General features: G+C 72.0%; 9 protein-coding genes. All 9 read right to left on the minus strand.

The window, feature by feature from the left end; all coding sequences use genetic code 11:
• On the minus strand, positions 1-8566 hold an 8566-nt coding region (locus ABT057_RS40890), incomplete at its 3' end, for a type I polyketide synthase (protein WP_352349022.1).
• A gap of 59 nt (positions 8567-8625) precedes the next feature.
• The gene (locus ABT057_RS40895; protein WP_352349023.1) at positions 8626-10443 is read right to left on the minus strand and encodes an acyl-CoA dehydrogenase; all 1818 of its coding nucleotides are present in this window, start codon (positions 10441-10443) and stop codon (positions 8626-8628) included.
• Between the two features lie 219 nt (positions 10444-10662).
• Positions 10663-12051, minus strand: coding sequence for a dihydrolipoyl dehydrogenase (lpdA, locus tag ABT057_RS40900; RefSeq protein ID WP_352349024.1), 1389 nt, complete (start codon positions 12049-12051; stop codon positions 10663-10665).
• Between the two features lie 533 nt (positions 12052-12584).
• On the minus strand, positions 12585-13391 hold the full coding sequence (locus ABT057_RS40905) for a thioesterase II family protein (protein ID WP_352349025.1): 807 nt from the start codon (positions 13389-13391) through the stop codon (positions 12585-12587).
• Between the two features lie 4 nt (positions 13392-13395).
• On the minus strand, positions 13396-14367 hold the full coding sequence (locus tag ABT057_RS40910; protein WP_352349026.1) for an LLM class flavin-dependent oxidoreductase: 972 nt from the start codon (positions 14365-14367) through the stop codon (positions 13396-13398).
• Between the two features lie 80 nt (positions 14368-14447).
• Positions 14448-16004, minus strand: a complete 1557-nt coding sequence (locus ABT057_RS40915) for an AMP-binding protein (RefSeq protein WP_352349027.1) — start codon at positions 16002-16004, stop codon at positions 14448-14450.
• Between the two features lie 32 nt (positions 16005-16036).
• Complete coding sequence (locus ABT057_RS40920) at positions 16037-18736, minus strand: amino acid adenylation domain-containing protein (RefSeq protein ID WP_352349028.1); 2700 nt, start codon at positions 18734-18736, stop codon at positions 16037-16039.
• The gene (locus ABT057_RS40925; RefSeq protein ID WP_352349029.1) at positions 18733-23928 is read right to left on the minus strand and encodes a non-ribosomal peptide synthetase; all 5196 of its coding nucleotides are present in this window, start codon (positions 23926-23928) and stop codon (positions 18733-18735) included. The genes ABT057_RS40920 and ABT057_RS40925 overlap by 4 nt, the downstream gene beginning before the upstream one ends.
• Positions 23925-25598 (minus strand): hypothetical protein, encoded by a 1674-nt coding sequence (locus ABT057_RS40930; RefSeq protein ID WP_352349030.1) that lies wholly within the window; start codon positions 25596-25598, stop codon positions 23925-23927. The genes ABT057_RS40925 and ABT057_RS40930 overlap by 4 nt, the downstream gene beginning before the upstream one ends.
• Between the last annotated feature and the right edge of the window lie 54 nt (positions 25599-25652).

The following is a 25652-nucleotide window of genomic DNA, read 5'->3' on the forward strand; positions in this document are numbered from 1 at the left end:
CACCGTCCTGATTGACCGCACTGCCCCGCACCACCGCCAGCACCGGATGCCCCAGCCGCACCGCGTCCGACAGACGCTCCACCACCAGCACACCCACACCCTCGGCCCACCCCGTGCCATCCGCACCCTCCGCGAACGCCTTGCACCGACCGTCCTCCGACAACCCCCGCTGCCGGCTGAACTCGATGAAGGGCCCTGGGGTCGGCATGACCGTCACGCCACCGGCCAGGGCCAGTGAGCACTCGCCACCGCGCAGCGCCCGTATCGCGAGGTGCAGGGTCACCAAGGAGGAGGAGCATCCCGTGTCGACGGTCACCGCCGGGCCCTCCAGGCCGAAGGTGTACGACAGCCGGCCCGAGACCACGCTTCCCGCGGTGCCGGTCAGGATGTGGCCTTCCGTCTCGGCCGTGCCCTGGTGCAGGCGGTGGCCGTAGTCCTGGACCATGGCGCCGATGTAGACGCCGGTGCGGCTGCCGCGCAGCGACGCCGGATCGATACCCGCCCGCTCGATCGCCTCCCACGACGTCTCCAGCAGCAACCGCTGCTGCGGATCCATCGCCAGCGCCTCACGCGGCGAGATCCCGAAGAAGCCGGCGTCGAACTCCGCCGCGTCGTACAGGAAGCCACCCGACCGGGTGTACGACTTCCCCACCGCGTCCGGATCCGGATCGAACAGTGCCTCCAGATCCCAGCCGCGATCCACCGGGAATCCCGACACGGCATCCGCCCCGGACACCACCAGCCGCCACAGATCCTCCGGCGACCTCACCCCACCCGGGAACCGGCAACCAATGCCCACGATCGCGACCGGTTCGGCATCCGCCTCACCGTTGACGAGCGCCGGCGAAGGCTCCACCGCCGCCGCGGCGTCGTCGGGCTCCCCGAGCAGTTCCGCACGCACGAACCGGGCCAGGTCACCAGCCGTCGGATGGTCGAACACCACCGTGCTCGGCAACCGCAGCCCCGTCGCCGCGTTCAGCCGGTTCCGCAGGTCCACCGCCATCACCGAGTCGAAGCCCAGCTCACGGAAGGCGCGGTCCGGGGCGACGGGATCCGGTGTGCTGTGGCCGAGCGCCGACGCGGCCTGCGCGCGGACCAGGTCCAGTACTGCCAGGTACTGCTCCGCCTCGGTCAGGCCGTCGAGCAGCGCCGACGACGCGGAGCCGGCGGCCGCTCCCTGCTCCGCGCCGGCCGTCCCCTCCAGTACCGCCCGCACCTCGGGGATGTCCGACAGCAGTGGAGAGCGGCGAACGGCGGTGAACTGGGGAGCGAAGACCTCCCAGTCGATGTCGGCGACGATCCGCGTCGTCTCGGTGGCCGCCGTGACGCGGGCCAGCGCGGCGACCGCCCGGTCGGGGTTCATGACCCGTACGCCGCGGCTGAGTATGCGGTCCCCGACCTCGCCGTCGGCCATGCCACCGCCGCCCCAGAGACCCCACGCCACCGACAGCGCGGTCCGCCCCCGCGCCCGGCGCTGCTGGGCAAGCGCGTCGAGGTGGGCGTTGGCCGCGGCGTACGCACCCTGTCCGCCTCCGCCCCAGATGCCGGCGCCGGAGGAGAAGAGGATGAACGCGTCCAGGTCGGTGTCTCCGAAGACGTCGTCGAGATGGTGTGCGCCGCGCACCTTGGCGGAGGTGAGCCGGGCCAGCAGGTCCAGGCCCGTCTCGGCCAGCGGCGCGGAGTCGGTCGTACCGGCCGCGTGGATGACCGCACGGATCGGCTCGCCGTCGGCGGCGGCCCTGGCGACGAGTTCGGCCAGTGCGTCCCGGTCCGCGACGTCGCACGCCGCGAGGGTGACCCGTACGCCCAGGGCCGTCAGTTCTGACTCCAGCTCCCCCGCACCCGGCGCGGAGCCGCCCTGCCGGCTGGTGAGCACGAGGTGCTCGGCGCCGTTGGCCGCGAGCCACCGGGCGAACCGGGCACCGACGGCGCCGGTGCCACCGGTGATGAGAACCGTGCCGCGCGGCTGCCACTGCGGGCGGTCGTGCGGGGACTTGCGGGCAACGCGCACCAGGCGGCGGGCGAAGACTCCGGACGGGCGGAGCGCGAGTTGGTCCTCTCCCTGTTTCCCGGCGAGCGCGCCGCACAGTCTGCGCAGCACCTGCGGGTCGAGGGTTTCGGGCAGGTCGATCAGGCCGCCCCACCGGTCGGAGTGCTCCAGCCCGGCCACCAGCCCGAGCCCCCAGACCTGCGCCTGTTCGGGGCGGATCGCCGTCTCCGCGCCGGGAACCTGTACGGCTCCGCGTGTGGCGCACCACAGCGGTGCGCGTACGGCGGCGTCACCGAGCGCCTGGATCAGGAGCAGCGTCCCGGCCGGTCCGGCCGTCAGCGTCCGGTGGTCCGGACGCTGCGTCCCGTCCAGGGCCAGCAGGGACAGCACCCCGGCCGGTCCCGCACCGTCGAGCGCCTCGGCCGCCCGGGCGACGCGTCCGGCCAGCTGGTCCCGGTCGCTGTCCGCTCCCACGGTCAGACGTGTCACCTGAGCACCGGCGGACGTCAGGGCGTCCTCCACCGTTTCCGCCCACGGGTGGGCCGGGTCGCCGTCCGGTACGACGAGCAGCCAGGTACCGCTCGGCGACACCGACTGCGCGTCGGACACCGGCTTCCAGTCGACGCGGTAGTGCCAGGCATCCGCCTCGGAACGCTCCCGGCTGTCGCGGCGCCAGGGGCCGAGCAGGCCGATGACGTCCTCCAGCCGCGAGGCGTCGTCCATGCCGAGCAGCTCGGCGAGTTCGCGGCGGTCGGCAGTGTCGACGGCCGCCCAGAACCGGCTCTCCTCGGGATCGGCGGCGTCCTCGGACTCCGTGGCGGTCGAATCGTCGAGCCAGTACCGCTGCCGCTGGAAGGCATACGTCGGCAGCTCCAGGACGTCCGCCATCCGCCCGCTCACCGGCCACTGGACAGGAAGTCCGGCCGTGAACGCCTCGGCCAGCGCCAGAACGAAACGCCGCTGCTCGTCCTCGTTGCGCCGCAGGGTGCCCAGCACCACCGCCGACGCGTCCGCCTCCTCGACACTCTCCTCGATCGACGCCGCCAGCACCGGATGCGCACTGGCCTCGACGAACACATCGAAGCCATCCGCGAGCAGCGCCTTGGTCGCACCATGGAAGTCGACGGTCTGCCGCAGATTCGTGTACCAGTACCCCGCGTCCAGCGCCGAGCCGTCGACCACCTCGGCCGTCACAGCCGAATAGAACGGCACCCGACCCGACCGCGGACGCACCGGCTCCAACAGCTCCAACAGCTCCTCACGGATCCGCTCCACATGCGCCGAGTGCGACGCATAGTCCACCGGGATCCGCCGCGCCCGCACACCATCCGCCTCACAGGAGGCGAGCAACTCCTCCAACGCCTCCACATCACCGGAGACCACGGTCGACAGCGGCCCGTTGACCGCCGCCACCGACAACCCCTCACCAAGCCGACCGAGGACCCCGTCCACCGGCAACGCAACGGAGACCATGCCACCACGACCCGCCAGCACACCCAGAGCCTTGCTCCGCAGCGCCACCACCCGCGCCGCATCCTCCAGCGACAGAGCACCGCAAACAGCCGCAGCCGCGATCTCACCCTGCGAATGCCCCACCACCGCCGCCGGCTCCACCCCGCACGAACGCCACAGCTCCGCCAACGACACCATCACCGCGAACAACACCGGCTGCACCACATCCACCCGCTCGAACCCGGGTGCGCCCGCCTCACCACGAACCACCGCGGACAACGACCAGTCCACAAACGGATCCAACGCCCGCTCGCACTCGACCATCCGCTCACCGAACACCGACGACGACTCCCACAACCCCGCCGCCATCCCCAACCACTGCGACCCCTGACCAGGAAACACGAACACCGCACGCCGACCAGCCACACCCACACCACTCACCACACCCGACGCCACACCACCAGACGCCAACGCCTCCAGACCGGTCAGCAGTTCCGCACGATCACCGGCCACCACCACAGCCCTGTGGTCGAACACCGACCGCCCCGACACCAGCGCCGCCCCCGCACCCGCCAGGTCCAACCCGTCACGCCCGGCCACGAACGCACGCAACAACTCCGCCTGCGCCCGCAAAGCCTCCGCACTCCTGCCCGACACCACCCACGGAACCAACCCGGCTTCACTGGGCGCCTTTTCAACATCGGCGGGAGTGTCCGGTGCCTGCTCCAGGACGAGGTGGGCGTTGGTGCCACTCATGCCGAAGGCGGAGACGGCGGCCCGTCGCGGCCGGTCCAGCTCGGGCCACGCCCGCTGCTCGGTCAGCAACTCCACCGCACCCGCCGACCAGTCCACATGCGACGACGGCTCATCCACATGAAGCGTCTTCGGCAACACACCTTGCCGCAGAGCCATCACCATCTTGACGACCCCGCCCACGCCCGCGGCCGCCTGCGCATGCCCGATGTTCGACTTCAACGACCCCAAGAACAAAGGCGGTTCATCAACGGCTCGGTTCTGGCCGTAGGTCGCGAGGAGGGCCTGGGCCTCGATCGGGTCGCCCAGCCGGGTACCCGTCCCGTGCGCCTCCACGGCGTCGACGCCGTCAGCGTCCAAGCGCGCATCGGCCAGCGCCTGCCGGATCACCCGCTGCTGCGACAACCCGTTCGGCGCCGTCAGACCATTGCTCGCACCGTCCTGATTGACCGCACTGCCCCGCACCACCGCCAGCACCGGATGTCCCGACCGCACGGCGTCCGACAGACGCTCCACCACCAGCACACCCACACCCTCGGCCCACCCCGTGCCATCCGCGCCGTCCGCGAACGCCTTGCACCGACCGTCCTCCGACAACCCCCGCTGCCGGCTGAACTCCACGAACAGACCAGGCGACGACATCACCGTCACACCACCGGCAAGCGCCATCGCGCACTCACCGCGCCGCAACGCCTGCACCGCCAGATGCAACGCCACCAACGACGACGAACACGCCGTGTCGACCGTGACAGCCGGCCCCTCCAGACCGAACGTGTACGACAACCGGCCCGCGGTGACACTGCCGTGCGTACCGGTCAGCAGGTAGCCCTCCGTCTCGGGGCTCGCATCGGCGAGACGCGGGCCGTACTCCTGGACCATGGAACCGATGTAGACGCCGGTGCGGCTGCCCCGCAGCGACGCCGGATCGATACCCGCCCGCTCGAACGCCTCCCACGACGTCTCCAGCAGCAACCGCTGCTGCGGATCCATCGCCAGCGCCTCACGCGGCGAGATCCCGAAGAACCCCGCGTCGAACTCCGCCGCGTCGTACAGAAAGCCACCCGACCGCGAGTACGACTTCCCCACCGCGTCCGGATCCGGATCGAACAGTGCCTCCAGGTCCCAGCCGCGATCGGCCGGGAAGCCGGAGATGGCGTCCGTCTCCGAGACCACCAGCTGCCACAGGTCCTCCGGCGAGCGCACGCCGCCGGGGAAGCGGCAGCCGATGCCCACGATCGCAATCGGTTCGGCATCCGCCGAACCGTCCACGGCCACCGGTGAAGGCTCCACCTCGCCCACCGTGTCCTGCGGTATGCCGAGCAGTTCCACACGCACGAACCGGGCCAGCTCACCAGCCGTCGGATGATCGAACACCACCGTGCTCGGCAACCGCAGCCCCGTCGCCGCGTTCAGCCGGTTCCGCAGCTGCACCGCCATCATCGAGTCGAAGCCCAGCTCACGGAAGGAGGCCTCGACCTGGACGTCGTCGGTGTCGGTCGCGCCGAGCACGATGCCGACGTGGGTACGGACCAGGTCCAGCGCCGCGTCCTGGCTCGCGCTCTCGGCCAGCGCGGCCCACTGCTCGCGCAGGGTGGGTTCTTCGTCGTCCGTACCGGGGTCGTTCTCCTCCGCGACGGCGGTGGGCAGGGCCGGTGCGGTGCGGGCGTCCGGCGCGTCCAGCCAGAAACGGCGGCGCTGGAACGCGTAGGTGGGCAGGTCGACGCGCTGGGCGCCGGAGCCGGTGAAGACTGCGGACCAGTCGACGGCCACGCCGTGCACCGATGCCTCGGCCAGTGCGCCGAGCATCCGGTCGAGGCCGCCCTCGCCGCGTCGCAGGGAGCCGACCACGCGTGGCCGGCCATCGGCGTCCTCGACGGTCTCCTGAACGCCAGTGGCGAGGATGGGATGCGGGCTGACCTCGATGAACGTCTCGTGGCCTGCCCCGGCGAGCGCCCGCACGGCGGGCTCGAACCCGACCGTGCGCCGGGAGTTGCGGTACCAGTACTCGGTGTCGAGTTCGGCGGTGTCGAGCCATCGGCCCTCGACGGTGGAGTAGAACGGCACCGTCGCGGATGTGGGGGTCACGGTGCCGAGCAGGGCCAGCAGCGGCTCGCGGATCCGCTCGACGTGGGCGGAGTGGCCGGCGCAGTCGATGGGCAGCAGGCGGACGCGGATGTCCTGGCTCTCGCACCGGGCGATCAGTTCGTGGAGGGCAGGCACATCACCGGAGACGGTGACGGCACGCGGGCCGTTGACGGCCGCGACGGACAGCTGGTCCGCCCACGGTGCGAGCAGTTGCTCCACCTCGGCGGCCGGAAGGGCGACCGACGCCATGCCGCCGGTCCCGGCGAGCAGGGCGAACGCCTGGCTGCGCAGGGCCACCACGCGCGCCGCCTCCTCCAGCGAGAGCGCGCCGGCGACGTGTGCCGCGGCGATCTCGCCCTGCGAGTGGCCCACCACGGCGCCGGGTTCGACGCCGTACGACCGCCACAGTGCGGCGAGCGAGACCATCACCGCGAAAAGGACCGGGTGGACCACGTCGAGCCGGTCGAGGGACAGCTCCGGGTCGGTCTCGCTGCCGCCGCGCAGCACGTGTGTGAGCGACCAGGGCACATGCGGGGCGAGCGCCTGCTCGCAGCGCTGGATGTGCTCGGCGAAGACGGGTGAGGTGTCCATGAGGTCGACAGCCATGCCGACCCACTGCGAACCCTGCCCGGGGAAGACGAAGACCGGGCGGCGCGCGGTGCGGGAAGCGGTGCCCTGGATCAGCCCGGGGGCGGGACGGCCGGCCGCCAGGGCCTCGAGGCGGGTGCGGAAGTCGTCGGCGGCGTGGCCCAGGATCACGGCCCGGTGCGGGAATGCGGTACGGGTGGTGGCCAGCGAGTGGCCGAGGTCGACGGGGGACGCCTCGTCGGCCGGGCGGGCGAGCAGCGCCTCGGCCTGGCCGCGCAGCGCGCCCTCCGTCCTGGCCGAGATCGTCCACGGCACGGGGCCGGACAGGGCGGGGTCCGGACGGTCCCCTTCGGCGTCGGCTTCGGCGCACCAGTCCTCCAGTACGACGTGGCAGTTGGTGCCGCCGACGCCGAAGGAGCTGACGCCGGCGATCAGCGGGCGGTCGGCCTTCGGCCAGGGCCCGTTCTCCGTGCGGACCTGCAGGCGCAGCTCCGCCAGCGGGATCGCCGGGTTGGGTGTGCGGAAGTGCAGACTCGGGGGGAGTTCCCGGTGCTTGAGCGCGAGCGCGGCCTTGATGAGGCCGGCGATACCGGCGGCGCCCTCCAGGTGGCCGATGTTGGTCTTGACCGATCCGACCAGGAGGGGGTCGCTGTCGGGCCGCGCCGTGCCGAGCACCTCGCCGAGCGCGGCGGCCTCGATCGGGTCGCCGACTCGGGTTCCGGTGCCGTGCAGTTCGACGTACTGGACGTCCGCGGGGCGCACACCCGCGTTCTCGTAGGCGCGGCGCAGGAGTTCCGCCTGGGCCTCCCGGCTGGGGGTGGTGAGGCTGTCGCCCCCGCCGTCGTTGTTGATCGCGCTGCCGCGGATGACGCAGTGGATGCGGTCGCCGTCGGCCACCGCGTCGGACAGGCGCTTGAGCACGACGAGGCCGCCGCCCTCACCGCGCACGATGCCGTTGGCCCGGCCGTCGAAGGTGAAGCACCGGCCGTCCGGGGACAGGGCGCCGAACTCGGCGAGGCTGAGCGCGCTTTCGGGGACGAGGTCGAGGTTGACGCCACCGGCGAGGGCGACGCTGGACTCGCCGCTGCGCAGGCTCTCGCAGGCCAGGTGGACCGCGGTGAGCGAGGACGACTGGCCGCTGTCCACCGTCAGGCTGGGGCCGCGCAGACCCAGCACGTACGACAGGCGGTTGGCGATGATGCCGCGCTGGAGGCCGGTCATCGTGTGCTGAGTGATGCCCGCGATGCCCCGGCGGTGGGCCAGCGTCGCGTAGTCGTCCCAGATCGCTCCGACGAAGATGCCCGCGGCGGTGCCGCGCAGTGTGTCCGGCAGGATGCCGGCGTCCTCCAGCGCCTCCCAGCCGAGTTCCAGGGCGAGTCGCTGCTGCGGGTCCATCGCCGCGGCCTCCCGCGGCGAGATGCCGAAAAAGGCGGCGTCGAACCGGTCGGCCTCGTCCAGGAAGCCGCCCCACCTCGTTCCCGGCCGGCCGGGTCCGTCCGTCTCCTGGCCGGTGTACTCGCGGGCGTTCCAGCGGTCCGCGGGAACCTCCCTGATCGCGTCGACGCCGTCGCGCAGGAGTTGGGCGAACGCGCCGGGACCGGAGGCGAGGGGCAGCCGACAGGCCATGCCTACGACGGCGACGGCCTCGGTGGGGGATGTGGACGTGAGCCGGGCACGGGCCTGGGACGAGTCACGCATAGCTGCAAACCTTCCGAGCAGGGCAGGTGCAAGAGGAGAGAAGTGGGGGGCGGGTGCGGCTACGCGGGGTCGGCGAACGTGGCCTTGGTGAAGGCGGTCGCGTAGTCGGCGTGCACGATCGGCGCGCCCACCAGGTCGTAGGGCACGTCCAGGGCGTCGGCGAGGTCCAGGGCGTGCGGGGCGATGTCCTGGCAGAGCTGGTTGACCAGGCCCGGCAGGGCGTTGACCTCTTCGGCGGTGAGCAGGCCCTCGGCGAGGTACCAGCCGCTGTGCGCGGAGATCTCACCGAGCATGTGCAGGGCACACAGGTCGCGGGCGAGGCGGCGCGCGTCGTCGGGCAGCGCGTCGGTCTCCTCGCGGACGAGGTCCGCCAGTAGGCGCAGGGCGTGCGCCTCGGCCATCTGCTCGGCCGGCTCGAAGTGGTCGTTCCAGACCTCGAATTCGCCGAGTCCGCCGGCCCGGGCGGCGCCGAGGCCGGCCACCAGCCGTTCGTGCAGTCGCCGTTCCCGGGCGCCCGTCAGCGCCCGCCACAGGGCCGGGTCGCGCAGGTCGCGCTCCTGTGTCGCGGGGGGTTCGTCGGCGGGCGGCTGGTAGTCCAGGCCGAGGGCCATGGTCCAGGCGGCGTTGAGATAGAGGACCTGGGTGCTCAGTCCGGCGGCGTTGAAGGCGTGGGCCAGGCCCTGGTAGTCCAGAAAGCGGTTCTGCGGGCTGAAGCCGAGGACGCCCGAGGCGGCGCGGGAGGCCGCGGTGACCCGCTCGGCGAGCTGGTCGATCACCGCCTTCAGGGTGAAGAGGGTGCGGATCTCGCCGGCGCTGCGCCCGACCGGTTCGGGCCCGGAGACCGACTTGGCCGCCATCGCGGCGACGTAGGCGGCGGACAGGGCGCCGAACAGCGTGCGCTGCTGGTTGCGGTAGCGGATCACCGGCATGGGGTCGGCGAATCCGGCGAACGTGCCGTTGGTGTACCGGGCGTGGGCGTGCCGGACGGCGACGGCGGCGCTGGCCCGGGTGACGGCGGCGAGTCCGACGGTGGCCACCTCCCAGACGTACCGGATGAGCCGGGACGCCTGCCGTGAGCGCATCGCGGGGTTGCTCAGGGTGTCGGTGAAGCTGCCGTCCGACCCGATCGAGGCGGAGTCCCGCAGCCAGTAGCGGTAGGGGACGCGTACGCCCTGGAAGGAGACGGTCGCCCAGTCGAGAGGGAGGATCGCCGCCGAGTCCTGCGGTTCGATCACCACGCCCGGGCAGGGGCCGGCGGTGTCCCTGAGCGGTACCACGAAGCAGAACAGGCCGCGGTCCTGCTCGGCGACGACGAGCTTGGCGGTGACGATGCCGATCCGGGGTACGCCCGGACATCCGACGCTCGGCGGGTACTTGACGGCTTCCGGCCCGGGCGTGGTCAGGACGAACTCGCGGGTGTCCGGGTCGAAGACGGCTTCGGTGCGAACGGCGGCGTTGCTGTTGCCGTGGCCCAGTTCGGTCATCAGCAGGGCGCCCACCACGTCGGTGGAGGCCAGCTGCGCGAGGACGTCGTCGAGGTCGTCCCGGCCGGCGCCGAACTCCAGGATCGAGCCGACCGTGGTGCAGTGGTGCAGGAAGAAGGCGTAGAAGAGGGACGGGTCGGCGAGAGCGACCCATTCCAGCAGTGGGAAGAGCAGGTCCCGGTGGTGCAGGAGGGGTGTGCCGGTCTCGAGCCGGTCGTTGATGTGCCGCAGTCGCTGGTAGGTGAGCGCGTAGCGGTCCCGGTCCGCCAGACCGGATGGCCTGGCGAAGAGGTCCGGCGAGAAGATCTCCTCCAGCCGTGGCAGCGTCTCCCGGTAGGAGTCGCCGTGCACCAGCGAGGACAAGGCGTCGCGCAGTGAGTTGCCTGGTTCCATCGTGTTGGTTCCCCGTTGCGTCTTCGTCGTCGATGTGTGAAGGGGCCGCGAGCGCGCGTGAAAGCGCCGCCGCGCGCACGGCAGGCCGCGGTCAGGGCCATGGCGACCGCGTGAATGTGCGCGGGCATCACAGCGGGCTGCCCGGCAGGCAGTGATCGAGCGGTGAGTTCTTGGTGGACAAGCGGAAAGGGGTGGAACTGCTCTGTCCCACGGACTGGATCAGTCGTGCGCGTGCAGGGGCTTCCCGGTGAGTGCCAGATGGGCTTCACCCAGAATCTCGGTCTGGGTGGGGTGCGCGTGGATCAGGGGAGCCACCTCTTCTGGCAGCGCATCCCAGTTGACGATCAGTTGCGCCTCGCCGATCAGCTCGCCGACACGCTCGCCGACCATGTGGACGCCGACCACCGGACCGTCCTTCTGACGGACGAGCTTGATCTCTCCGGGCGCCTTGAGGATCTTGCTCTTGCCGTTACTGACCAGGCTCTGGCGCAGTGTGACCACCTGGTCGGCGCCGTAGCGCTCTTTCGCGAGGGCCTCTGTGAGGCCCACGGAGGCGACCTCCGGCTGGGAGTAGGTGACCCGCGGTACGCCGTCGTAGTCGATCGGCACCGGGTCGAGGCCCGCCAGGCGCTCGGCCACCAGGATGCCTTCGGCGAAGCCGGCGTGTGCCAGTTGCGGGGTGGGGATCAGGTCACCGACGGCGGAGATGGACGGCACCGAGGACCGGCAGTACTCGTCGACCTTCACATACCCGCCGTCGAGCTCCACCCCGGCGGCTTCGTAGCCCAGACCGGCCGAGACCGGCCGGCGTCCCACGGCCACCAACAGCAGTTCGGCGTCGATCCGTGTGCCGCTCTCCGTGGTGACACGGACACCGGAGGCGGTGTACTCGGCCTGCGCGAAACGACTGGACAGGTGGAAGGCGATGCCGCGTCCGCGAAAGGATCGTTCAAGCAGCTTCGAGGAGTCCTCGTCCTCCGTGGGGACCAGGTGAGGCAGTGCCTCGATGATGGTCACGTCGGCGCCGAACGACTTCCAGAGGGAGGCGAACTCGCAGCCGATGACTCCGCCCCCCAGTACCACGGCCGAGCCGGGGACGTGATCGAGCTGCAGCGCCTGGTCGCTGGAGAGGATCCGGTCACCGTCGATCACCAGGCCGGGCAGCGAAGCGGGTGCCGAGCCGGTGGCCAGCAGGATGTGGCGGCCCTTCAGGACAGTTTGGCCGACGGCGACTTCATCGGGCGAGCGCAGTCGTCCCTCGCCGGTCACGACCTGGACTCCGCGTGCCTTCAGGGTGCTCCGGAGTCCTCGGTACAGCTGACCGACCACGCCGTCCTTGTACGCGCGCACACCCGGCATGTCTATGCCGACGAACGTCGACCGGATACCGAACTTCGCTGCTTCGCGGGCCGAGTCGGCCACCGCGCCGGCATGCAGCAGGGCCTTGGTCGGGATGCAGCCGCGGTGTAAGCAGGTACCGCCCACCTCGGCCTTCTCGATCAGCACCACCGAGAGACCCACATCGGCAGCACGGAGAGCGGCGGAATACCCTCCCGACCCGCCCCCTAAAACCACTAAGTCGTAAATATTTCCCGCGCCGTAAAGCACGTCGCCTGTCCCCCTAGCTTGCCGCCCCAGTACCACTCGCGACCTCTTGAGTCACAAGGCGTGGTATTCCGTCACAGCCAATCAATATCTATCACGCCATCGGACTGGTTGGCTCGTTAACAAGCGTGGCCAAAATCACTTCGGGGGATCAACTGGCGGCGGTGGCCCGGGAGCTCCAACTACGCGTCGTTCAGGGGTGGTTCGGCCGAAATGTGGATTTGAGTGCCGGTCGGACAAAGAATCAATCCTTCATGAGTCAAAATTTCGATGTAGTTGTTCTGGAGAGGGGTCCGGCGGCTATACCGCCGCATGTCCGCGGCGCGCAACTCTATTTCTCCACCACACGCCGCCCGGCGCAATCGGTGTCGAATTCGCCCATGTGCTGCGCGGCTATGGCGTGGACGTGACCAAAGAATGGCGAGTGCCGGACTCTGGAGACCGACAAGGTGCTCCAGGCCATCGGCTTCGCCCCGAACGTCCAGAACCACGGCCCGGAGACACCGGCCGTACGAGTGGCCGAGTTCCCCTTCGCATCAAGGAGTGGGCTCCAGGCAAGCGGCCAGACGCGTGGCGAGGAGGTCCAGCACCGCGGCCTGCTCCGACAGCAGGAAGAAGTGCCCGCCGGGGAACACCTCCAGGGTGAAGTGCGAGGACGTCAGATCCCGCCACTGGGCGGCCAGGGCGGGGGTGGCCATCGGGTCGTCGGCACCGGTGAGCGCCGTGACCGCAGTGGTCAGCGGCGGACCGACCGTCGGGCGGTAGGACTGGAGCATCCGGAAGTCGTTGCGGATGTAGGGCAGGAAGATCTCGCGCAACTCGGGGTCGGCCAGGAGTTCGTTCTCGGTGCCGCCGAGGCGCTCCAGATGGCGGACCACCTCCTCGTCGTCGGCGTCGGCGATGCCGACGTCGGGGTGGCCGAGGGTCTGGACCGTGCCGCTGCCCGCATCGTCCGGAGCCGACGGCGCGATCTGCCCCGAGACGAACAGGTGCGCCGGCGGCGCCCCGCGCTTCTCGAGGAGCCGCGCCGCCTCGTACGCGATGAAGGCGCCCATGCTGTGGCCGAACAGGGCCAGCGGCCGGTCGAGCAGCGGGGCCAGGTCGTCCACGATGTGTCCGGCCATGGTCCGGACGTCGTCGACCAAAGGTGCCATCCGGCGCTCGCCCCGTCCCGGGTACTGCACCGCGTGCAGTTCGACCAGGGGCGGCAGTCCCTGATGCCATGGCCGGTAGAAGGATGCCGATCCCCCGGCGTGTGGAAAGCAGACCATGCGGACCTGGGCGTCGAGCCGCTCGTCGTAGCCGCGAAGCCATTCGGACGAGGTGTTGACCAGTGAGCTCATCGGATCACCCGGCCTGCGTGTAGGCGTGGTTCAGGGCGATCGTGGTGTGGTGCAGGTCCTCGTGCTCCACCACTTCGTCCAGGATCAGGGTGCTCACTCCGAGCGCGATGTACCGCTGGAGCATCGCACCGACGTCGGCGTAGGTCCCCACGAGGTACGGGCAGAACGTCTGGTAGGCACGGAACGGATAGAGCCAGTAGACCCCCTTGGGTTCGTGCGAGCGCAGCGCGTCGCGCGAGAGCTTCAGGTGCCAGTGCGACTCGACCTTGCCGACCGCCCATTCGTGCAGCTTCTCCCCCGACTCGCTCGACGGAAAACGCTCGTGGGCGATCCGCCACGCCTCCGCGGCGTCGTCGCGGGCGATGACGCCGAAGCGCACGCCGCAGCCGGCGAGCGGCCGTTCGCTCGGGTAGCTGTCGATCTGGTGCGGATAGGACAGTCGGTCGACGCCGAGCAGCCGCGCGACCTCGCGGCAGTCGTCGGAGGCCCCGGACACGTAGAGGTCCGGCGCCAGGGCGGGGTCGGCCGGCGGGCTGACGACGGCGGCGTCCAAGGCGTAGTACTTGCCGGTGTACGTCACCGCCGTCGGCGCGGCCGTCAGCTGCCTGATGATCGCGCCGTACTCGGCCAGCCGGTCGTAGCGCTCCCGATGGCCCAGTTCGCAGCCCAGTTCGCTCAGGTGTTTGGAGAACCCGCCGGTGACCAGGTTCAGGTCGACGCGCCGCCCGTAGAGGAACGCCAGGGTGCTGATCGTCTTGGCGACGGCGAACGGGTGGGTGTCCACAGGGTTGACCGCGACCAGGGGGACGAACCGCTCGGTGTTGTCGATGGCGAGCTGCGCCGCGGCCCAGGCGTCCACGAGCGTGTTGTCGGTGTAGACCAGCGCGCCGCGAAAGCCCGCCTCCTCGGTCCAGCGGGCCACGTCGACGACCCGGCGGCGGTATTCCTGCGGTGTCCGATCCTGCCAGGAAGGCATCGTTGTATAGACGGTCAGCACTGTTCGCGATCCCTCTCTTCGACTTCGGGTGCTGCTCTCGGGCCTGCGGTCCCGGCCGGTCAGGGCCGCGTGAGCTTGGCCTGCTCGGCGACGAGCTTCGCCACGATGGCGCGGTCGATCTTTCCGTTGGGGTTGAGGGGCATGGATTCCACGTGCAGGAACACGTGCGGCACCAGGTGGACCGGCATTCCCGCGGCCAGCGTGCGGCGCAGGTCGGCCTCGCGGGCGGGCTCACCGGTGTAGCAGGCCATCAGCTCGGGGGCGTCGCGGTGCTGCACCGGCACGACGACGGCCTCCCGGACGCCGGGGTGGCGGCGCAGCAGGGTCTCGAATTCGCCCAGCTCGACCCGGTAGCCGCGGATCTTGACCTGGTTGTCGAGGCGGCCGAGGTGGACGAGCGTTCCGTCGTCCTCGCGGCGGACCCGGTCGCCGGTGCGGTAGTAGTGCGCATCGCTGGGCGCACCGCCGTCCGGGCCGTCATGGCCGGCATGGTCGTCGAGGCCGAGGAACCGGTTGGTGTTGTCGCGCGGGTCCAAATAGCCGTCGAAACGCTGCGGACCGCGGACGCACAGCTCTCCGTCGTCGGTGACGACATGCTCCAGACCGGGGTAGACGGCGCCGATCGGCACCGTGTCGTTCACGGTCTCCGGCCAGTCCCGGCGCTTCTTCGGCAGGCGGAACTCCGCGCACGCCAGCGTCAGCTCGGTGGGGCCGTAGATGTTCTCCACGACCGATTCGGGGGCGAACCCGCTCCACGCCTCGGCCTGCGCATAGGTGAACTGCTCACCGCAGAACACGCTGTGGCGCAGCCCGGGGGCCCGGCCTTCGGGCAGGCCGCCGAGCCCGGCGGCGGCCGAGACCGCCGAGGGCACCGAGAACCAGTGCGTGAGCCGCCGGTTCACCGCGTAGTCGACGGGGCTCAGCAGTTCGGCCGCTTCGGGCACGACCAGCGTCGCGCCGCCGCCCCAGGTGACGAACAGATCGAACACCGAGAGGTCGAAGGTCAGGTCGAATGTGTGCGACATGCGGCAGCCCGGACCGACCTCGTAGCGGGGGACGGTGTGCGCCAGGAATGCCAGGACGTTGCGGTGCCGGATCGGCACGCCCTTGGGCCGTCCGGTGGAGCCCGAGGTGAACAACAGGTAGGCGATGTCGTCGGGGCCGGCGGACGGCGGCGGCAGCGAACCGTCCGGGACGGCGGCCAGGAGCTCCTCGTCGGTGAGCGGCAGCACCGGCCGCGACGGCCCGGTGCCGGAGGGGCAGTGTTCGAGCCACTGCTGCCCGGCCGCGTCGGCGATGATCACATCGACGTCGGCCAGCTCGCAGATGGCGGTGTTGCGCCGCGGCGGATATTTCAGGTTCAGCGGCACGACCTGCGCGCCCAGGCGCAGTGCCGCGAGATACCCGGCGTAGGCGACGCCGCTGCGCGCGGCCAGCAGGGCCACCGAGCGGACGCGGCCGTGTGCGGCGGTGACGCTCTCGGCCAGTGCCTCGGCCGCGCGCTCCAGCTCGGCGTAGCTGATCGACGACGCGGCCAGCTCGACGGCCGGCAGCTCGGGGTGGCGCCGTGCCGTGGCGGCGAAGACATCGTGGAGGGTGCTGATGTGGTCTTCCATGTCGACCTTCCCGGTCAGGAGTGGAGTCGGTCTCAGGCTTCGTAGGCGAGGAGCAGACGCGCGATGCCGGCCAGGCGGCCATCGCCCGCGGCGTCGCGGGCGGCGAACCAGGCGGCCTGCCCGGCTGCGGTCGGCCGGTCGAACAGCACGCGCACCGGGACGGTCAGACGGAAGATCTCCGTCAGCTGCGAGGCGACCTCCAGCGCGGTGGCCGATTCGGCGCCGAGGGCGAACAGGTCTGCGTGGACGCCGATGGCGTCGCGGGCCAGGGCGTCGGCCCAGATCTCGACCAGGAGCTCCGCGAACGGCGACGCGGACGCGGTGCCGTCGTCGGCCGCGTCGCCGACGGTCGGGACGGCACCGGGCGCCTCGGCCATGCCGCGCTCCTCGAACACGGCCTCGTACGCGGCGTCGAGGTCTTCGGGCAGCGGCCGGCCGGCCAGCGTGCGCCGATCGACCTTGCCGCTGGGGGTCAGCGGCAGCGCGGTGACGGCGACGCAGGCGAACGGCACCATGTGCCCGGGCAGGATCCGCGCGAGATCGCTGCGCAGTGTCCGCGGCGGGACGTCGCAGCCCTCGGCGAGAAGGTAGTAGGCGATGATCTGCTTTTCCGACGCCCCCTCCCGCACGACGACGACGGCCTCGGCCAGCCCGTCCTGGGTCAGGATCTGCGCCTCGACCTCGCCGAGCTCGACCCGGAAGCCACGGATCTTGACCTGCCCGTCGCGGCGGCCGAGGCACTGGATCCGGCCGTCGGGGAGCCGTGTTCCGAAGTCGCCCGTGCGGTAGGTCCGGACCCTGATCCGCTCGCCGGCGGCCCGGGCGTCGTGCTGGGCATCGGCGGAACCGACGGCCGGGTCGCGGACCACGAAACGCTCGGCGGTCAGGTCGGGCCGGCCCAGATACCCGTCGGCCAGCGGCACGCCGGAGACGCAGATCTCGCCGGGTACGCCGTCCGGCAGGGGCTGCAGCCGCTCGTCGAGGATCTCCACCACCGCGCGGTCGATCGGGCCTCCGATCGCCGGCAGCTCCGGCCAGTCGGCCGGGTCGGCGGACAAGCGCTCGGCGGTGACGACGTGGGTCTCCGAAGGGCCGTACTGATTCTCCAGCGACGCGCCGGTGCGCTGGAAGAACTCGCGCACGGCCGGACTGACGTGCAGCTGCTCCCCCGCCGTGACGACCTCGCGCAGGGCCGCGGGGTAGCGGCCGGAGTGCACAGACGCCTCGGCGAGTTGCTGGAGGGCGACGAAGGGCAGGAACAACCGGTGCACGCTCTGCTCGGTCAGCCAGTCGGCCAGCCGGTCCGGATCGCGGCGGACCTCGTCAGTGATCAGCACCAGGGTGCCGCCGGTGCCCCAGGTGGCGAACATCTCCTGGAAGGCGACGTCGAAGCTGAACGCGGCGAACTGGAGGGTGTTCCAGCCGGGGCCCGCCTGCGAGTGCCGGAACTGCCAGTCCAGCAGGGACGCGAGCGGCCGGTGCGGCATGCCGACGCCCTTGGGCAGTCCGGTCGAGCCGGAGGTGTAGATGACGTAGCAGAGGTCCGCGGTGGTGGTCGGGGTGCGCGGCGCGGACCGCGGATCCACCGGGAGGCTCGGCGCGTCCACGAGCATGTCGTGCAGATCGATGACGCGGACGCCCTCGGGAACGGTGAGCGCACAGTCGATACCGGCCGGGCCGATCAGGACTTCGGCGCCGCTGTCGGTGAGCATGTGGTCGAGACGCTCCCGGGGATACGCCGAATCGAGCGGCACATATCCGGCTCCGCTCTTGAGGATCGCCAGCAGTGCGACGATCAGTTCGGGGCAGCGCGACCCGGACAGCGCGACGGCGCGGGCGGTACCGATCCGGCCGGCGCACCGGTCGGCGGCGGCCTTCAGCTCCGCGTAGGTCATCTCGCCGCCGTCCCAACGCAGCGCCGGGGTCTCGGGATACTTCGCGGCGGCACGGTCGAACAGCTCGTGCGCGGTGACGTCCCACTCGCTCGCCCCGGACATCTCGTCGGCCTCGGCGGCTGGATTCCGCATCGGCGACGGCACCAGAGGCAACAGGCCGATCGGCGTCCTCATGTCGCGGATCGCCGCGCGCAGCAGCTCGAGGTAGCCCGCGACGATGCGCTCGGCCGTGTCCGGCGCATAGCGCAGGCCGTCATATTCCAGCGAGCCGCGGCGCCCGTTCTCGATGTCGAAGGCGAACACGAGATCCAGCGGAAGCTCGCCGTCGCCGATCAGGACGGCGGCCCGGCAGAAGTCCTCCCAGGCGACGGCGGTCTGCTCACCGATCACGAACTCCCCGCCGACCGCGTCCCGCAGATCGGAGGCGGCCCGCAGGGCGAGTTCGGAGAACGCGGTGTCCAGATCGAGGGACTGCCGCAGCGGTGCCCACGAACCGTCCCGCCCGGCACCGACCACGAGCTCCTCGACCCCGGCGTTCTCCCAGGGCGAGGCGACCCGGTACAGCAGCGCTTGCAGCCCGGCGGCCAGCGTCGCGAGCACCGGAACGCCCTGCTCCCGTGCGACGGCCGCGAGACCGTCGGCGAGATCGCCCGGGATCTCGAACGCCAGCGTCGAACGCCGTTGTCCGGGCGGGAAGTGCGGCACGCCGCGGTCGGCGGGCCACGTGGTGGCGGGCGGTGCGCCGCCGAGCCGGTCGAGCAGCGCCGCGCGCGCGGCATCGGAGACCTTCGACGACGATGCGCCGGGGGCCGGAATCGTCGAGGGGGCGACGTTCATCGGGTCACGTTCCCCTCGTCGTCGCGGGCGGCGGTGGCGCGTCGCGATCTCGTCAGCAGGGCGCTTCGCGCTCCGGACCGGGCCGGCTGGACCGCCGGGGCCGGGGCCGTGGTCCGGGGCGCGTCGTCGGAGAGCGCGGCGGCCAGGTCGTGCACGGTCGGATGGGTGAAGAGCTGGAGCGCGGCGATGTCCCGGTCCAGCACCTGCGTCAGCCGGGTCCTGACCCGGGCCAGCAGCAGCGAGTCGCCGCCGATCTCGAAGAAGTTGTCGTGCGTGCCGACCTCGTCGAGGCCGAGCAGGTCGCACCAGACGGCTGCGATGTCCCGCTCCAGACGCGACACCGGTGCGACGCGGGCCGCTCCGGCGTTCCGGTCGCGCGGCGGCTCGGGCAGCTGCGCGTGGTCGATCTTGCCGTTGCCGTTGAGCGGCAGTGCGGCCAGCGGCACGATCACGGCGGGCACCATGAACTCCGGCAGGGTCTGGGCCAGTTGTCGCCGCAACACGGAGGGGTCCAGATCGGCGACGCCGAGCGGCGCGGCGGGCGAGACGTAGGCGATCAGGCGCAGCGGTCCGGGCCCGGACCCGTCGCGACGCGCCGTGACGACCCCGCGCCCGACGCCGGGGATCCGCTCCAGGCGGGCCTCGATCTCGGGCAGCTCGACGCGGTGGCCGCGGACCTTCACCTGCCGGTCGATGCGGCCCAGGTAGTCCAGGTTGCCGTCGGGCAGGCGGCGCACCAGGTCGCCGGTGCGGTAGAGGTGTGCGCCGGGCTGGGGAGCGTACGGGTCCGGCGGGAACTGGCGGGCCGTCAGTTCGGGCCGGCGCACGTAGCCCAGTCCCACACCGAGGCCGCCGATGCACAGCTCGCCGGGGACGCCGACCGGCACGAGGCGCAGGCGCTCGTCCAGGACATGCGCGGTGGTGCCGGGAACCGAGCGGCCGATGGTCGGCCGGCGCTCGGTGCCGTCCAGGAGTGTGTGCGTGCACCAGATGGTGGTCTCGGTGGGGCCGTAGATGTTGAAGAGCCGGCGGTTCGGCGCCCACAAGGGGCCCAGCTCAGGCGGGAAGGCCTCGCCGCCGACCAGGATGGTGCGCAGTCCCGGGACGTCGTCCGGCCGCATCACCGCGAGCGCGGACGGCGGCAGGAACGCCATCGTCACCTGGTGGCGGCGGACGGTCTCGGCCAGGTCGGGGCCGGGCAGCATGCGGTCGCGGGGCACGACGCACAGCCGTCCGCCGTGGGCGAAGGCGAGCGTGAAGTCCAGGACGGAGCCGTCGAAGCTCGGCGAGGAGAACTGGATCACGGTGTCCGGCGACTCCGGGTCGACGAACTCCCGCTCGGCGTGGGCGGAGTTGACCACGCCGCGGTGGTGGATCGCGACACCCTTGGGCCGGCCGGTGGAGCCGGACGTGAAGACGATGTAGGCCGGGTCGCCCGGCTCGATGTTCCGGGCCGGACGGGTGTCCGGATACCGGCCCAGCGGGTCGTCGGGGCCACCCAGGCAGACCACCGGCAGGCGGTCGGCGCCGGGCGGCGCGGCGCGGCCGGCGCGCGTGATCAGGGCCTTGACCCCGGTGTCGTCGATCATGAGGGCCAGCCGCTCGGCCGGATAGCCGGTGTCCAGCGGGACGTAGACCGCCCCGGCCTTGAGCACGCCCAGGAAAGCGACCGGCAGGTCCTGGCAGCGGTCCACCGCGACGCCCACGGCCGTTCCGGGTGCGACTCCGATCTCGGCGAGGTGGTGGGCGAGCCGGTTGGCTCGTGCTTCGAGTTCGGCGTAGCTGAGCTCGCCGTCGGCGCCGACGACGGCGGTCCGCTCCGGCGCCTGGTCCGCCCAGCGCTCGAACAGGGCCGGGACGTCCGCGGCCGGCGGCGCGGGCAGGCCGGTGTCGTTCCAGCGGTCGAGCTGGGCGAGCTCGTCATGGGTCAGCAGGTCCAGGTCGGCGATCACCGTGTCCGGCGCGGACAGCGCGGCTTGGAGCAGGGTGCTCAGATGGCCGAGGAAACGGCTCACGGTGTCCGCGCCGTAGAGGCTGGTGTTGAATTCGGCGGTGCCGAGGAAGCCGCCTCCGGCCTGCTCTCCTGCGTGCTGGAGGATGACGGACAGGTCCTGGATCGAGCCTCCGCCGTGCGCGGGCAGCGGGGCGAGGTCCGCGCCGGGCAGGCTGAGGGCGGTGTCGACGTCCTGCAGGACGAACAGCAGCTGCACGACGGGGTCGTGGCTGGGGTCCCGGTCCGGGCGCAGCAGCGCGACGAGGTCCTCGAAGGGGAAGTCCTGGTGGTCCTGCGCCTCGCTGATGGTGAGGTGGGCGGCGCGCGCCAGGTCGAGGAAAGGGGTGTCCCCGGCGACGCGCAGGCGCAGCGGCACCAGGTTGACGAAGCAGCCGACGGTCTTGGCGAACTCCGGGCGGACGCGGTTGGCGACGGGTGTGCCGATGAGGAGGTCGTCGCGGCCGGTGTGCCGGTGGACGACCGAGGCGAAGGCGGCCAGCAGCGTCGCGTAGGCGGTGACCCCGTGCCGCCGGGAGAACTCGGCGACCCGTTCCTCCAGGTCCGCGGGCCAGGCGAAGTCGATCACCGCCCCGTCCGGCCGGCGCTGCGCGGGCCGGGTCCGGTCGGTGGGAAGGTCCAGGAGCGTGGGGGCGCCTTCGAGTTTTCCGCGCCAGTAGTCGGCGAGACGCTCGCGGTGCGCACCGGTCAGCTGCTCGGACTGCCAGGCGGCGAAGTCCATGAACTGGATCGCCGGCGCCGGTGTGGTGCCGGCGCGGTTTTCGGTGCGGGCGGTGTAGAGCTCCGCCAGTTCGGCGAACAGCAGCTCCAGGCTCCAGCCGTCGCAGGCGATGTGATGGGCGGTCACGACGAGCGCGGCCGACGGAGTGCCTGGTGCGATGAGGCGCGCACGGATCAGCGGGCCGGCGGACAGGTCGAAGGGGGCTCGGGCCTCGGCGTCGATCCGGTCGACCACCCAGGCCACCAGGTCGGCGGGAGCGGTGCCGCCGGGCTCGGCGTCCTCGGGTTCTTCGATGGCCAGGCGCACCGCGAGGGCGGGTGACACACGCTGTCGCGGTTGTTCGTCGTGGACATCGACGACCGTGCGCAGGGCTTCGTGGCGGGCGACCAGGTCGTTGAGCGCCGCTTCGAGGGTGGGGGCGTCGATGTCGCCGCTGACGCGGAAGGCGTACGGCAGGTTGTAGACGGCGTTGTCGGGGTGCAGCTGCGACAGGAGCCACATGCGCCGCTGGGTCGCGGAGAGCGGTGCGCCCGCTTCCGTTCGCTCGGTCACCCGGACGGGCGCAGCCGATGCCGTCGTGTCGGTGCGCCCGCCGCCGGACGCTGCCCAGCCGTCGAGGAACGCGGACACCTCGGCGACGGTCGGATGGTCGAACAGGGCACGGGCCGTGATGGGCAGGCGGAATTCGGAGGCCAGCAGGGAGGCGACCCGGACCGCGCTGAGCGAATGGCCGCCGACGGCGAAGAAGTCGTCGTCGATGCCGGGCGGCACCTGCTCCAGAACGGTTCGCCAGACCTCTGCGACACGCAGTTGCGTCGGATTGGACGGCTGTCGACGAGGGCCGTCGGCGGCGCGGCGCGGCACGGTCCGGCGGCGGTCGGCCTCGATGCCCCGGCCGGCGGCCGACTTGGCAGCCCCCTTGTCGGCCTTGGCGGGAACACTGAGCCCGGCAGGCCACGGCGTCTCGGCTATCGGGCTGTCGGGCGACGACGTCAGGGCTTCGAGAAGGCGGACGAAGCCGGCCACGACGGCGGCGGCCGTCGCGGAGTCCAGCGCGGCCGTCTGGTAGCGCAGGTAACCCGGCATTCCCGTGGGCAGGTCGGCGAGTTGGAGTTCGACCTCGTACAGGGAGCGGCGTGAGAGGTGTTCTGTCGCCTCGACCGTCAGGGGGCCGACGGCGGCAGGGGGGTCCAGCGGCTGGCGGCCACCGAGCAGCACTTGGAACAGCGGGTGCGCATCGGTGCGGCGGGCCGGGGCGAGGCGCTCGACCACCCGGCGGAACGGGATGTCGGAGTCGTCGAAGGCCGACAGCGTCGTCTCGCGGGCCACGCGCAGGGCATCGCGCCAGGTCGCGTCGGCCGGCAGGCGGACGCGCAGCGCGGCCTGGTTGGCGATGAACCCGGCGGTGTCGCGCGAGGCGGCGTCGCGGCGGCCGACGACGGTGCCGAGGACCGCGTCCCCGTGGCCTGACATGCGCTGGATCAGAACGGACAGCGCGGTGAGCCAGACCATGAACGGCGTGGCGCGCTCCGCCGCCGCCACCGCGTGGACGGCCTCGGCCAGCGGAGCCGGAACATCGACCGGGAGGACCGCGGCGGCGTAGGGATCGCCCGGGGCCGGACGCCCGAAGGACGGCCAGCGGTCGGCGTCGGCCGGCAGGTCGGCCAGCTCGGCTGCGCGGCGGTCCAGACGCTGCGCCGTGTCGGGCTTGTCGGCGGCGGCGCGGGTCCGGGAAGCCGCCGCGGCCAGGGTGGGCGGCGGAGTCGGCAGGTCTTCGCCGCGCAGAGCGGCCACCAGGTCGCCGTGGAGCAACTGGAGCGTCCGGCCGTCGGCGACGATGTGGTGGACGACGGCCAGGAGCCGGTGCCGCCGTCCGGCCATCCGGGCCAGGGTGAAGCGGGCCAGTGGACCGTTCTCCAGGTCGAAGGGCCGGTGGGTCTCGCGGTCGGCGAGCGCGGTCCAGCGCAGCTCGGCCCCGGACTCGGTCGCGGAGTCCGACGACGCCGGTTCGGTGCCGGCATCGAACGCGGCGCCCGTCGCGTCGGTACCGCCGGATCCGCTGTCGGCGGCCGGGGCGGGGACGGTCAGATCGACGTATTCGAGCACCCCGGTGAATTCGGGCTCGATCACCATGACCGGTGTGCCGGAGGCGTCGGCCGGGAACCGTGCGCGCAGTGCCTCGTGGCGGCGGCCGAGCACTCGGACGGCGCTCGTCGCGGTTTCCCGGTCGAACGGCCCGGTCAGGTCGACGACCAGGGCGATCTGGTGGACCAGCGCCTCGGGTGTGGTCAGGTCGAACAACCACACGTCTTCCTGCGCGGCGTCCGGCCGGTCGGCCCGCTGCGCAGCGGCCGGGGCGGCCTCGAGCGGATCGAGCCCGGCCTCGTGGTGGACGCGCCGGAGGTTCTGGGCGGAAAACCGGCGGGCGCGGGCGCCCGCCCGAGTGGGGATCTCGGTCATGAGGTGATCACGGCTCCGGTGTCGGTGGTCTCGGCGCGCACGAGGAGATCCAGGCTCGCGCCGTCGGGCGTCTCGGCTGTGCCGCCCGCCGTGGGCGAACGGAGGAAGTCGATGGCCGCGCGGTTGCGGCCGGTGTCGCGGTAGTCGGCGACGATCCGGTCGGCACCCATGGCCCGCGCGTGCGCGGCGATCTCTCGCATCGCCTGGGTCTCGACGCCCTTGCCCATGGCTGGGCAGGAGATGACGAAGGCCTCGACGACGCAGTCCGAGCCCTGCCTGACCAGCGACAGGACGACGCTGGGGCCGAGGTCGCCGAGGCGGTCCCGGACGTTGCCGAGCAGCAGGACCCGGTCTGCGTCGGCCGGCACCGGGGCCGCCGTCACGGGCGGGACCGGCACTCCGAGGGTGAACTCCTTGGAGGCCACGAGCATTTCGTTGATCTTGGGGAGGTCGCCGTCCCGGGCCGCTCGGAAGTCGGCCTCGACTCCGAGCCCGGCGACGAAGGAGGCCAGCGACAGACCACCGGCGGGCTCGGCGACTCCGTCGCCGTCCACGGGGCCGCCCCGGGCGACCGCTCGGGGCGGCGCGCCGGGCACCGGCAGTCGATCGAAGACCCCGGCGGCGGCCAGGCGCGACGGCCAGGCTGCGGCGTCCGCACCGAGATCCACCACCTCGGCGGGGCCGCCGCGGGTCGCCCGCACCGTGACGATCAGATGGTCCTCCCGGCGCTGGAGCAGGGCGACGTCCCGCGCGGCCAGGCCGGCCTCGGCGGCCAGGTCGCGCACCTGGGCGTCGAGGTCACGCCCGTCGAAGAACCAGTCGGACAGCCGTGCCGGAACCGTCGGATCGCTCGTGATGAGGTCACGCCACGCCGCGACCGCGTCTCGGCCGCCGAGCGCGTACGACGGCACTCCGGCGGCGGACAACCAGCGCAGGACTCCGCCGAACCCGTCGACGTCGTCGGCATCGGCGAGACCGCGCAGGTCCAGCGCCGCGGCGTGGCAGGTGTCGCCGGTCCGCAACCGCAGGACGTGGGCGACGCGCGCCCCCAGGTGGTGGAAGACCTCCTCGCGATAGGGGACCTTCGCGAACTGGTACAGCGCCGGATGGTGCGCCTTCGCGGCACCGAGCGAGCGGAGCACCGCTTCGAGATCCACCAGGTGGACGTTCGGCCGGTCGGCCAGCGCGGTCCGCATCGCCTCGCGCGCTGCCGCGGCCTCGGCGGTGCGGCCATCGGCCCAGCAGTCGCCCGCGACGCCCAGCGGATCGGCTGCCGGCAGGCCGGGAAGCACGGCGACCAGGGTGGCGCCCCACCGGGCCGCGGCCTCGCGCGCGGCGTCGGCGACGGCCAGCAGCCCAGCGGTCCAGGCGCCGTCCTCCAGTTCCTCCAAGCGCTGCGCGACGACCACCACGTCCAGGTCGGCCCGGGCGGATCCGCTGTCCGGGTCGAGGCACTCCTGGACGATCTGGTTGTAGGGCGCGACGTGGAAGTCCGGGCGGCCGTACGCCCCGCCGAGCGCCGTGGCGAGATAGGGCACGACCGAGTCGGCCGTGTAGCTGGCCATGATCCCGATGCGCGGTCCGTCGGGCGGTCCCGTGCGCTCGGTCTCCTGGTGGGCGGCCCGCAGCGCGCGCAGGTCGACCGGGACGTCGGTGAGGGGCAGTGGCATGATCGTCCTTCCGTCGGCGCCTGGGGCCGGCGAGGATGTCGGCGGTCTCCAGGG

This window comes from Streptomyces sp. NPDC002588 (assembly GCF_040295925.1).
Classification (GTDB): domain Bacteria; phylum Actinomycetota; class Actinomycetes; order Streptomycetales; family Streptomycetaceae; genus Streptomyces.